The organism is Brevibacterium sp. CBA3109, from assembly GCF_040256645.1.
Classification (GTDB): Bacteria; Actinomycetota; Actinomycetes; order Actinomycetales; family Brevibacteriaceae; genus Brevibacterium; species Brevibacterium koreense.
Window position 1 is genome coordinate 1,181,546 of record NZ_CP158281.1, and the last position, 12,230, is coordinate 1,193,775.

Annotated in this window: 9 protein-coding genes; 3 read left to right on the plus strand and 6 right to left on the minus strand. The window is 62.4% G+C overall.

The window, feature by feature from the left end; genetic code table 11:
• Positions 1 to 14 precede the first annotated feature (14 nt).
• Positions 15 to 434 carry an ATP-binding cassette domain-containing protein gene (locus AAFP32_RS05480; RefSeq protein WP_350271455.1) on the minus strand — a complete coding sequence of 140 codons (420 nt, stop codon included), beginning with the start codon at positions 432 to 434 and terminating at the stop codon, positions 15 to 17.
• A gap of 135 nt (positions 435 to 569) precedes the next feature.
• Here AAFP32_RS05480 and AAFP32_RS05485 point away from each other — a divergent pair, with 135 nt between their 5' ends.
• Positions 570 to 1,703: a metallophosphoesterase family protein gene (locus AAFP32_RS05485; RefSeq protein ID WP_350270948.1), complete on the plus strand. Its 1,134-nt coding sequence runs from the start codon at positions 570 to 572 to the stop codon at positions 1,701 to 1,703.
• Positions 1,700 to 4,348, plus strand: coding sequence for an AAA family ATPase (locus tag AAFP32_RS05490; RefSeq protein WP_350270949.1), 2,649 nt, complete (start codon positions 1,700 to 1,702; stop codon positions 4,346 to 4,348). The genes AAFP32_RS05485 and AAFP32_RS05490 overlap by 4 nt, the downstream gene beginning before the upstream one ends.
• A gap of 112 nt (positions 4,349 to 4,460) precedes the next feature.
• Here the strand turns inward: AAFP32_RS05490 and AAFP32_RS05495 are convergent, their stop codons facing one another.
• The 4 genes from AAFP32_RS05495 to AAFP32_RS05510 form a co-directional block, all read right to left on the minus strand.
• Positions 4,461 to 6,197 (minus strand): class I adenylate-forming enzyme family protein, encoded by a 1,737-nt coding sequence (locus AAFP32_RS05495; protein WP_350270950.1) that lies wholly within the window; start codon positions 6,195 to 6,197, stop codon positions 4,461 to 4,463.
• 77 nt (positions 6,198 to 6,274) lie between these two features.
• Complete coding sequence (locus AAFP32_RS05500; protein WP_350270951.1) at positions 6,275 to 7,480, minus strand: acyl-CoA dehydrogenase family protein; 1,206 nt, start codon at positions 7,478 to 7,480, stop codon at positions 6,275 to 6,277.
• Positions 7,464 to 8,336, minus strand: coding sequence for an SDR family oxidoreductase (locus AAFP32_RS05505; protein ID WP_350270952.1), 873 nt, complete (start codon positions 8,334 to 8,336; stop codon positions 7,464 to 7,466). Before AAFP32_RS05505 ends, AAFP32_RS05500 begins: the two co-directional genes overlap by 17 nt.
• Positions 8,333 to 9,367 (minus strand): phosphotransferase family protein, encoded by a 1,035-nt coding sequence (locus tag AAFP32_RS05510; protein WP_350270953.1) that lies wholly within the window; start codon positions 9,365 to 9,367, stop codon positions 8,333 to 8,335. The genes AAFP32_RS05505 and AAFP32_RS05510 overlap by 4 nt, the downstream gene beginning before the upstream one ends.
• A 153-nt stretch (positions 9,368 to 9,520) precedes the next feature.
• On the opposite strand from AAFP32_RS05510, the gene AAFP32_RS05515 reads away from it, so the two are divergent.
• The gene (locus AAFP32_RS05515) at positions 9,521 to 10,492 is read left to right on the plus strand and encodes an NADPH:quinone oxidoreductase family protein (protein WP_350270954.1); all 972 of its coding nucleotides are present in this window, start codon (positions 9,521 to 9,523) and stop codon (positions 10,490 to 10,492) included.
• A gap of 97 nt (positions 10,493 to 10,589) precedes the next feature.
• On the opposite strand, the gene AAFP32_RS05520 is transcribed toward AAFP32_RS05515, so the two are convergent.
• Positions 10,590 to 12,206 (minus strand): nuclease-related domain-containing DEAD/DEAH box helicase, encoded by a 1,617-nt coding sequence (locus AAFP32_RS05520; protein ID WP_350270955.1) that lies wholly within the window; start codon positions 12,204 to 12,206, stop codon positions 10,590 to 10,592.
• Between the last annotated feature and the right edge of the window lie 24 nt (positions 12,207 to 12,230).

A 12,230-nucleotide genomic window follows, 5' to 3' on the forward strand; every position in this document is an offset into this window, starting at 1 on the left:
GTGCAGGCGAACGATCATGATGGGTACCGCTGTGGACGCGCCAGCAGTCGCCGCACCTTGCAACGCCACACCCCGCAGAAGCCCGCATGCTCGTGAGTGCGCAGGCAAGTACACGAAGTAGGGGCGCCGAGGATAGCGACGATGAGACCGGCAGGAAGTCCGCACGGGAGCGTTCCTGCCAACGTGAGAGCCTTGTCGATCGCAGCTCTGCCGCCGGCAGTGAGTGAGGCGATGCAGCACCGGCACAGAGAGTGCAGTTGTGGGAATAGTCGAGCCGACGGATTCGACGCTGACATCGCCGAGGCGATCGGATGCAAGCGGGCCAGAGACCGCAGGACGATGGACTTGCCGCAGCCGTTGGAACCGATGAGCGCCGTGAACTGACCGGGAATGACACTGTGGACGACGGGTGTGCGGTGGTAGCACTGGTGCAGGCCCGAAGCGTGGGGCTGGTCATGCTCACGTCGTGGTCAATCGACGCGTGGATGACTTGGCTCACATTCCATGTCAGTGCCTGTCCGTAGGGTGGGTGTGCATACATAGGATGGGGGAGAGCCAAGGAGGAACCCATGAGATTCGTCGCCACCGGAGACTGGCAGTTGGGCATGACGGCGCACTATCTCAGTGCTGAAGCCCGCCCGCGGTTTCATCGTGCCCGCCTCGACGCCGTCAAACGCATCGGTGAGATCGCTGCCGAACAGTCCTGCGAATTCGTTGTGGTCTGCGGTGACGTGTTCGAGTCCAACCAACTCGACCGAGCCATCATCTCCCGCACCTTCGAAGCACTGAGCGCCTTCACCGTGCCCGTTGTTCTGCTGCCAGGCAACCACGATCCCCTCGACGCCGCCTCCATCTACGATTCCCCGGCCTTCACCTCCCGTCAGCCTGACCACGTCCACGTCCTGCGCGACAGCGAGCCGTTCGAGCCCATCCCCGATGTCGAGATCGTCGGTGCCCCGTGGTTCTCGAAGCGTCCCCAAGGGGACCTGGTCGCCCAAACAACACAGAACCTCGCCGAGGTGGCACCGGGGAAGGTGCGCATCATCGCCGGTCACGGCGCCGTGAGCACTCTGGACCCGGATCGGGAGTCTCTGGCCACGATCGATACCGAGAGCCTCAAGACCGTGCTGCGAGAAAACCGTGCCCAGTTCATCGCACTCGGTGACCGGCACGCCACCCATTCTGTGGACGAACGCATCTGGTATCCAGGTGCCCCGGAGGTGACCTCACGCCGAGAAGACGATCCGGGCAATGTTCTTCTCGTCGATATCGATCTGCAGACCCATGCGAGCTCGGTGGAGAAGGTGCACATCGGTCGCTGGTCCTACCTCGTCGTTGAGGAGGACATGAACTCGGATGAGGACGTCAGCCGCCTCGAACAGCGACTGACAGATATCCCGAACAAGGACAGCACCGCTGTTTGGCTTATCCTCCGGGGAACCCTGTCCACGGCAGCGAAGTCACGACTCGACGAAGTCCTCGACCACGCGACAGACCTGTTCGCCCTAGTCTCCCTGTGGGAACGGCACACGGACATTGCCGTGGTCGCTGCCGACGAGGACTTCGCCGGCCTCGGCTTGAGCGGATACATGCAGGAGACTCTCGACGAGTTGGCGGAATCGGCGGCAGCAGAGGACTCGACTGCCACAGCAGCACAGGACGCGCTGGGGCTGCTGTATAGATTTGCGAGGAGCGGATCATGAAATTCCATTCCATCCACCTGCGCAACTACCGCGGTATTGCCGACTCTCGCGTCGAATTCGGCGATGGCGTCACCGTAGTCGAAGGGCCCAACGAGGTCGGCAAGTCCTCAATCCATGAGGCAATCACCCATCTGCGCGAGGACAAAGCGAGTTCACGCAAGGCCAGCGTCAAAGAGACCCAACCGGTCGGTGTTGATGCCGGACCCGAAGTCGAACTGCACCTGAGCACCGGGGACTACGAACTCAAGTACCGGAAGCGGTGGATCAAACAGCCCTTCACCGAACTCAGCGTCATCAGTCCCAGGCCGGAACAGCTGAGCAGCGATGATGCGCACGACCGGTTTCTTTCGATCCTCGCTGACACCATCGACATCGACCTCCTCGTCGCCCTCGAGGTGGCACAGGGGGAGAGTCTGGCGCAGGCACCGCTGGCTCAGATCAAGGCTCTGCACAGTGCACTCAACGAATCGGGCGTAGAGGTCGCCGACCACGACGACTTCCTTGACCGGATCGAGGCCGAATACGCGAAGTACTTCACCAGGTCCGGCAAAGTGACCGGTGACTACAAAGCCGCGAATGCTGAAGTCCCTCGTGCCGAAGCTGCGTTTGATCAACTGCGTGAACGCAGCCGCGGGATGGACGACCTCGTCGACAACCACGCCCGGGCCGCCACTCGCCTGGAATCTGTGCGTGTCCAGCTGGCACAGGCACTGACTGACCGTGACGAAGCCGAACAGGCGGCAAAGGCGGTAGCCGAACTTAAGGCAATGCTCGACCAGGCAGTCGAACAGGCGAAGTCAGCGCAGCGTGACGTCCAGATCGCCCGGGAAGCTCTGGACCGACGCACACAGCTCATTGACGATGTTGCCGCCGCCGAGGAGACCGTGAAGGCTGCTCGGACCTCGGTCACTGACCTCGAAACGACGCAGAGTGATAAGGACTCCGACTTCGACTGCGCGCAGAAGACCCTCGCAGAGAAGCAGAACGCACTCGACGAGGCACGTGCACTGGCAAAAGCCGCAGCCAAAGAGGTGACTGAGGCACGCGCACAGACTGAACTCACCGAACTCACGCGACGGCTCGACACTATTCGTGACCATGATGAGAAGAAGAGCCGGGCCCAGGCGACGATCGCATCGATCACAGTCACGACCAAGGACGTCGAGGCGCTGAGCTCGCTGGAGACAGAGGTGCGGATCGCAGAGAACGCCAAAACCTCCGCCGCGGCCCAGATAGTTGCGAAACAGCTCGGTTCGCAGCCGATCAGCGTCGACGGAAGTGAACTCGGCGACGGAGTCACCGGAGAATTCGCCGCGGTCAAGGACGTGCGAATCACGATCGACGGCATCGCCGACATCACCGTGCGTCCAGGAGCATCTCCCGTCGAGCTGGACAACGCATTGACCTCGGCAAAACAAGCCTTCGAAGCAGAGCTGAAACGCCTCGACGTCGACTCCGTGGTGCAGGCCCGGGCGAGAGCCAATGATCGTGCTGATGCAGAAGCGGTCAAGGCAGAGGCCGATTCGACGCTCAAGGTGCTTCTGGGCCACGACGAGCGAGACCAGCTCGAAGCCGCGCTCGCCCGCGCACAGCAGATCCTCGGAGCCGATGGAACGGGCCCAGGCACCGATGAAAAAGCTGGAGACGGCACCGAAGCGGGCAGCCAAACTGGTGACAGGAGCCTCAGCGAGCTCGAAACGGCAGTCACAGAGTCCGAGAATACCGCCGACGACGCGCAGTCCGCACTGGATGCCACACGTGTCGAACTTGAACGAATTCGCACGAGCCGAGATGACGCGCGCGTGGAGACGGTACGAGCCCAGACCAGCCTGAAAGAAGCCGAAACCCAGCACGAGCGACTGACGAGCAGTCTGGCTGCGGCACGAAAGACGGACTCCGACGCCGATCTGGATGAGGCAGTGAAGACTGCCGAGGCTCGAGCGAGGAATGTGGACTCGCATGTCGACAAGGCAAAAGCCGCCTATCAGGCAGCCGATCCCGAGACCTTGGAGATGCAGCTGCAGAACGTGCGGCAACTCGTCGGCAGCAAGGAAGCCCAGCGAGAAGAAGTGCGGCAGGAGGTCGATCGCCTGTCGGCTCTCATCGACGATCGTGCCAGCGAAGGCATCTACGAAAAGCTCGCGGCCGCCGAAGAGACTATGGAATCGGCTCAGAGGAAACAGGCGCGACTGGACCGTCAGGCGAGGGCAATCGACCTGCTGCGCTCCACTGTCCTTAAGCACAAGGAAGAATCCCAGCGGAAGTACGTGGCTCCTTTCAAGGAACAGATCGAGCGTTTGGGCAGGCTGGTCTTCGGCCAAGGGCTCTCGGTTGAGGTCTCTGAAGATCTCGAGATCGTCTCACGCACCGTGAACGAACGAACCGTGCCCTTCGAATCACTCTCAGGAGGGACGAAGGAGCAGCTTGCGCTCATCGGCAGACTCGCAGTGGCGACACTCGTCGACAGCGATTCTGGGGCACCTGTGGTCCTCGACGATGCCTTCGGCTTTGCCGATGCGCAGCGCCTCAATGCACTCAACGTCATCCTGAGCACAGTCGGGAAGAGCGCTCAGGTCATTGTGCTCACCTGCCAGCCCGACCGTTTTGCCCGCCTCGGTGGAGCGAAGACCGTGAGCCTGACGTAACCACTCGCACCTCAGACAATCAGACCCAATGAACAGAAACGGCCGCCGCGTCGAGCAGACGCGACGGCCATGACCGGCTGACATCATTGGCAGCGTGCCGGTGACGCCCAGATCAGTCGGAGCCGACCGCGCTGGCTTTCGCCTCCTGCGCGGCAGCAACCGCATCGGCGCGAATAGTGCGCCGCAGAATCTTGCCTGAGCTCGTCTTCGGCAACTCGTCTATGATGGTCACCTGACGTGGAGCCTTGAAGGAGGCCAACTTCTCGCGACAGTACTCGATGATCGCGGTCTCGGTGACCTCATCGGCTTCGGGCCCTGACTGCAGAGTCACGAACGCAGCAACGCTCTCACCCCGATACTCATCGGGAATGCCGACGACCGCTGCCTCCTGGATCGCGGGATGGGTGTACAGCACGTCTTCGACCTCCCGCGGCCAGACCTTGAAACCAGAGGCGTTGATCATGTCCTTCTTGCGGTCGATGATGAATAGCCAACCGTCCTCGTCCATATAGCCGACATCGCCAGTGCGCAGCTCCCCACCTGGGATCTGCTCGGCCGTGGCCTTCTCATTGTTGATGTACTCGGAGACGACTTCGGGGCCTGAGATGGCGACCTCTCCGATCTCGTTCGGGCCCAGGGGTTCGCCGAAATCATCGAGGATGCGAATCATCGTGTCCGGCTGCGGCAGACCGCAGGAAAGGTTGCCGCTGTCGGGATCGACTGGGGCCTTCAGTCCGGGCGGGACCGTGGCGACTTGGGCGCAGGTCTCGGTCAGACCGTAGCCCTGCCCGATGTAGACACCGGTCTTGTCTTCGAACTTATTGACCAAGCCCTCAGGCAGCGGAGCACCTCCCGACATGATCCGCTTGAAGGATGAGAAGTGCTGCGCCGACGCGGCGGGATGGGCCAACATGGCGGTATAGATCGTGGCGGGACCCGCCATATATGTCGGCTTCTCGCGAAGGAAGAGATCTAGGAGGGAACCTGGTTCGAAGCGATAGTTGAGTATCAGTCGCGCACCACCGGCCACACCGGCGATGAACTGGCAGACGAACCCGGTGATGTGGAAGATCGGAGCCAGAGTGAGGAATCCATCCCCGGGTTCGAACGTCGGTGTCCGCACGCAGTACCGGGAGTTACTCGACACGGACCCGTGGGTGCCGGCGGCACCCTTGGACCTCCCTGAAGTCCCGGAGGTGTACACAACGATCGCGCCGTCCTCGGGAGAGGGGATGGCGGGAGTGAAATCGGTGTCCAGTCGGGACTCGACGACGGCCTGGAAATCGGGGAGGTTGGGCACCTCGGTGGATTCGGGGTTCTGACCGGGTGTGCCGGGCAGCGCGTCGAACATCGAGAAGATCGCTTCGGGACCGTCGACTTGGAAGCTGCGGTCGTCGCTGAGCACGACCACCGGGATGGAAGTCGCATACGGAGCCACCCGGTCGAGGAATGCCGCCTTTGAGACCATCAGTCCCTTCACCTCGGCGTCGGCGAAGATGTGCTCCAGCTCTCCGCGATACATCGGATTGAGCGGAACGACGACAGCACCCGCCTTCCAGATTCCGTAGGTGGCGATCATGAAGGCAGGAGTGTTCTGGTCATAGATCGCGACGCGGTCACCCGTAGCGATGCCGCATTCGGCCAGATACGAGGCGAAGGCCGTCGAGTACCGATCGAACTCCGACCAGGACAGGCCGAACCCGTAGTAGCTGATGGCCTCCTCATCACCGTGGGTGGCAACCGTCGTGGCCAGGTCCTGCAGCGTTGTTGACTTCTCCAGTGTGTACGGCTTGTTCGCGAGATCTCCCCAGGTCTTCAGCCAGGGACGGGTGTCTGCCCACGTGCTCATCGCTTTACTTCCTTCATCGTTGAATGGTGTGTCGAAAAGACTATTGACTTCGTCAGCCAGGTCGCCTGTTCTGTCGCCTACTTCCGGTACTTCTTCATCTCATTCCGAGCGATGCTGCGCTTGTGCACCTCATCGGGCCCGTCGGCCAGGCGCAGAGTGCGCATGTGCGCCCACATGCTGGCCAATGGGAAGTCCTCAGTCACGCCGGCGCCGCCATGGACCTGGATAGCGCGATCGATGATCTTCAGTGCCATGGCCGGAGCGACGACCTTGATCTCCGCGATCTCGTTCTTGGCGACCTTGTTGCCGTGCTTGTCCATCATGTCCGCCGCGTGCAGCGTCAGCAGCCTGGCCTGATCGATCTCGATCCGGGCCTCGGCGATCCAATCCTGGATGTTGGCACGAGACGACAGCTTCTCACCGAAGGTCACGCGCTCCTCGGCGCGTTTGACCATGAGTTCCAGCGCTCGTTCGGCCGCCCCGATCGCACGCATGCAATGGTGGATGCGACCCGGGCCCAGGCGGGCCTGACTGATCGCGAAGCCCTCGCCTTCGCCCTTGAGGATATCGCTGGAGGGCACATGGACGTCCTCGAAGGTGATCTCCGCGTGGCCCTCCCGATCGTGGTAGCCGAAGACGGGCAGGTTGCGCACCACGGTGACACCGGGGGCATCGATCGGAACGACGAGCATCGACTGCTGACGGTGCACCTCGGCGTCGGGGGAGGTTTTGCCCATGACGATGAGGACACGGCAGTGGGGGTGCATGCCATTCGAAGCGAACCATTTGCGGCCGTTGAGGACGAACCCGTCCTCCGCGGGTTCCATGCGCATCTCGACGTTTGTGGCATCGGAGCTGGCGACCGCGGGTTCGGTCATGGCGAACGCCGAGGCGATAGTGCCATCGAGCAGTGGCCCCAGGTATTTCTCCTTGTGCTCATCGGTGCCGAAGCGGGTGAAGACTTCCATGTTGCCCGTGTCGGGGGCGTTGCAGTTGATCGACTCGGGTGCGATTTCGATGCTGTGGCCGGTGATTTCAGCCAGGGGAGCGTACTCGAGGTTCGTCAGTCCCGGCCCCCACTTGGGATCGGGGTGGAAGAGGTTCCACAGTCCCTGGCTCTTGGCCTCAGCCTTGAGGTCTTCGAGGATCTGCGGCTGGATGTGCGGGCTGTGTGCCGCCGCCATCTGCTCGGCATAGACGGACTCCGCGGGGTAGACGAAGTCGTCCATGAACTTTGACAGACGCTCCTGGTATTCGCGGCCGCGGTCAGTCGTTTCCAGCATGTGTGGTCTCCTCGTTGAGTCGGGTCGCTTCGTTGAGTCGGTTCTGGTAGCGGCTCATTCCTTTGAGCCAGCGGTCGTAGTCGCTGCCCTTCATGCGATACATGTCGAGCACCTCGGGGTGGGGGAGGATGAGGAACTGCTCAACCTCGACGGCATCGAGGGCCACGTTTGCGACCACTGAGGGTGTGAGCACCGTGCCGGCTTCGGTGACCGCGGACTGTGCTGGCCCGTCGGAGTCACTGGCGCGAAGCAGATCGGTGTCGACGCCCATCGGAGCGATGACCGAGGCCCGAATTCCGTCGTCGCGGTAGGTCAGAGATAGCCACTCGGCGAATCCGACCGAGGCGTGCTTTGTCACCGAGTACGCAGCCGATCCGATCTGGGTGAGCAGGCCCGCCGCCGAGGCGGTCGCGACGAAATATCCTGAGCCCGACTTCTGCCAGCGGGGGATGAGGGCTTGAGCTGCGCGGATGTGGGCGCGAAGGTTGACGTCGATGATCGCATCCCAATCACCGTCGGAGTCGCCGAGTCCTGCGGGTCCGATGATGCCGGCGTTCGCGAAGTACATGTCGACCCCGCCGAGGTGGTCATCGGCGAAGGAGATGAGATCGGCGATCCCGTCCACCGAGGACACATCCCCGACCCAGGCATGGGCAGAGGCGGTGAGAGCCGCAGCCGTGTCGGTGACCGCGGGGGAGAGATCGGCGAGGACCACTCGGGCGCCTCGTGCGATGAGCTCGGTCGCAAGTGCTGCGCCGATGCCGCCGGCAGCACCGGTGACGATGACGCGCTTGTCGGCAACGGGGCTTTTCACGCTGTCGGTGGTGATCGTCGCGTTGTTCTCAGATGTGCTCATGACTTCTCCAGAAGTGTCATCGCCTGCCGGGCGAGGTCTTCGACTCCGGCGCCGGCGGTTTCCGGATCAAGGTCGAGGTCGCCCATCTTCCCGGTCAGCAGCCTGGTGTAGACGCCTTCGCGGATGCACGCGAGCTTCCACATGGCGAAGGCCGCGTAGTAGTCGACGTCGTGGACCTCGTGCCCGCTGACCTCTTGGTAGCGATCGATGATCTCGGCGGAATCCGGGAAGCCGAGCTCGGGGGTCGGCACCCAGATGCTTGTGTATTCCTCTGGCACCGTGAGCATTGCGACGAAGTAGCCCAGATCGGTCAGTACCTCGCCGACGGCGGTGAGCTCCCAGTCGACGACCGCGTTGACCCCTCCATCGGGGGCGAAGATCATGTTGTTGGGTTTGAAATCGCCGTGGGCCAGGCCGACAGGGCTGCCGGCCGGGTCGGGCATTCTCTGGGCGAGGGCGTCGTGGACCTCGCGGATGATGGGGATGTCGCGCATCGAGATCTCTTCGACCTGGCCGAGCCAGCGTCGCAGCTGCCGTTCGATGAGGCCGCCGTTCCTGCGCAGATCCCCCAGCCCCACCTCGTCGATGTCGACGCGATGGATCGCCGCCAGAGTGTCGACCATGCCGAACGCGCAAGCCCGCTTGTCGCCAGGGCCAGGACCATCGGGAATCTGTGCCCAATCGGCGGGTTCATTCATGGCGAACCCGGGGCAGTGATCCATGAAGACGAACGGTACGTCGAGGACCTCAGGATCGTCGACGATGTCAATGACATGAGGGACAGGAACGGGGCTGTCTGCCAGCGCGGCCATGATCCGACCCTCGCGTGAGACGTTGTGGGCGCTTCCCCCGGAGTGACCCAGCGGTGGACGTCGAAGCACCCATCGCGGGAGTCCGTCCACGGTGATGGTGAAGGTGAGATTCGAACGTCCGATGGACATGACTTCGACGTCGAAGTCCGTGACTCCGAACCGGTCCTCAATCCATCGTCCAATGGTTGAAACATCGAATCCTGCAGGTGCTGTGGTCAACGTCGACCCTCCCGAGTGAACAATCGTTCAGTTTCAATCACAGTATTCAAACCAGGCGTGGGAGTCAAGCTGAAATCGTGATGCCGGTCACCACCGAATGTGATAGTGATGAATGGGTCATCCCAAGCATCTTTCATCCACAGTGAGGAAACCATGAGAGCCATTCGCGTTGCCACCTTGACCGGACCAGACGATGTTGAGCTCGCCGAGGTGGACCGGCCCAGCCCGGGACACGGTGAAGTCCTCGTCGAGGTGGCCTTTGCCGGCGTGACGTTCCCCGAACTGCTCCAGACCCGGGGCATGTACCAGACGAAGCACGAACTTCCCTTCGTTCTCGGTTCCGAGGCCGCCGGAGTCGTCGTCGAGGCCGGCGCTGGTTCACGGTTCTCCGTGGGTGACCGTGTTGCCGCAATTCCCGGCACAGGCTCGTTCGCCGAATTCATGGTCGTCAGCGACGAGCAGACGGTGCCGGTGCCCGATGGCATCAGCCTGGCTCACGCAGCAGGAATGCCGATGAACCTGCTCACCGCTGACTTCGCCCTTCGGATTCGGGCCCACGCCAAAGCCGGGCAGTCCATCCTCGTCCACGGGGCCGCGGGTGGGTTGGGCTCGGCTGCGGTGCAGATGGCGTTGGCCATCGGCCTCGACGTCATCGGGGTGGTGTCGACTGAGGCCAAGGCGCAGACTGTCCGCGAGCTCGGCGCGACGCATGTGGTCATGGCTGATGGCTTCAAGGACACTGTCAAAGAGCTCTACCCGAACGGAGTCGACTATGTCTTCGACCCGGTCGGCGGGGACCGCTTCACGGACTCGACCCGAGTCCTCGCCCCTTATGGCCGTCTCTTGGTCCTCGGATTCACTGCCGGTGAGATCCCTTCCATCAAGGTCAATCGTCTGCTGCTGAAGAACATCTCGGTCGACGGGGTGGCCTGGGGTGCCGCGACCCGTGAGCGACCCGGCTACATCGCCGAACAGTGGGACGCGATCGCCGAATACGTGGCCGCGGGCCAACTCAATCCGGCAATCCACGCCGCCTACCCCCTTGCTCAGGCCGCAGCCGCGATCGGCGAACTCGATTCTCGCAGCGTGCAGGGAAAGGTCCTGCTCGAGGTCAAGGGCGAGTGATCACTTCTGGCGGTGGCGCTCGGCGAGTTCGAAGCGCGCGTGCTGGAAGTCAACGATCGACTGTCCGAAGGCAGGTCGGGCGAGTCGTGTGTCGTTCTCAGGCGTCGTAGACCTGGTCGAAGATGCTGAGGTCACCGACAACGACGAGTTTCGTCGTTGCCCGCGACATTCCGACGTAGAGCATGTCCAATGCCCGGTCGGGGTCGCGGAACCCGTTGATGCACAGCACCACGACGGGACGTTCGAGGCCCTTGAATCCGAGCACGTGGCCGTAGAAGACGTCCTCGGCGGCAAAGAACTGATCCCAATAGGCCGAGGTGCCTTCTGCCTCGACGATCTCGCGCTGGACAGGGTGCCGGCTGCCTGTTGTCAGCAGTGCGATGTCTCCGGGGCTCCATCCGGAGTCCATGAGCGATTCCACCTGGGCATCCGCCTCGGCGAGGGCATCGTCGATGTCGACCTCGCTGAACTCGATGTCCTCACCTGGCCCGTTGCGGGGGATGGGCGGTTCGAACGCGAGGTCGGCAAAGCCGGCGACGATCTGTTCGGAGTTGCGCAGATTTTCGTCGAGCTGGATGGGATTCATCGTGATCGGTGATTCGCCCTCACGGCCGAAGATTCGCTGTCTCTCATCCGTGAAGGCATAGAGGATCCCCTCGACCTGATTGCGCAGACACGACTGGACCGCCTCCCACCACAGAAGACTGAAATCCTGCCCCTCGTCGATGACGATCGCATCGAAGAGGCTTTTGCGCGGCCGTCCATCAGCAAGCTCCTTGAGCTGCAAGGGAAGACTGTTCTCCCAGTAGTCGGAGTCGTCGTCGCTGCCTGGAGCAGCTCCCCAGGAGATCGGCAGGTCGTGGAACAGTCCCACATATGCGGGACGATCTTCCTCTGGCCATTGGGTGGTGAAGAGCTGGAGGAGTCGGCCCAGGCCACGTGAATAGCACATGAGCGCGACCTTCTTGCCCGCCCGCGTCAGCGCCCTGGCTTTGAGCAGTGCCAGGTAGGTCTTACCCGAACCCGCGCCGCCGCTGATCTCCGCACGATTCTGGTGGCGCAGAACGCTGATGAGCTTCGCCTGCTCCCGGCTCAGCGCATCAGCACGGTCAGAGATCTCGGCTGCTTTGAGACTGACGTTCTCCACGGCTTGGTTGGTCCGGTGCAGGTTCTTGAGGACGAATTCGTGGGGCGTATTGAGGTTGTCACGACCCGGGTCGAAGTCGAAGCGCAGCTGAGTGGAGATCGCCGCTGCTATCGAGGCTAGTTGAGTGGAGTCGACGAGCTGCCGCCTCGGCGCGTCGGGCTGGTCCCAGTCCGTCGGCAGCTGCGTGTAGGGGAGGACAGCGAGGTGGCTGATAGGACCAGGCGTCGCGGAGACCCGCGAATGAAGATAGTCGACGAGGGTGTGCTTGGCGACCATCGCCTGCTCAAGTGGGGAGACCTTGAGCCGATTGCGATGGCCCTGAGAGTCCTGCGTGATCCAACGGCCGTCCTCGACGCCGACCCGACCGCCTTTGACCTCGACGACGGCAATGCCGAAGCCGGGCCAGAGCACCAGGATGTCGATCTCGACGTCCTTGTCGTCTCCGGTCAGTCGCTGGCCGTGAATCATCGTCGTTTCGTCGGGAAGCTGCTGACACAGGGCATTCCACACTGTCGCCTCGGCGGTGGAGCCATTGAAATCAGGGTGCTGAGGGATCAACGTGACCATGACTCGAGACTAACCGACGACGAA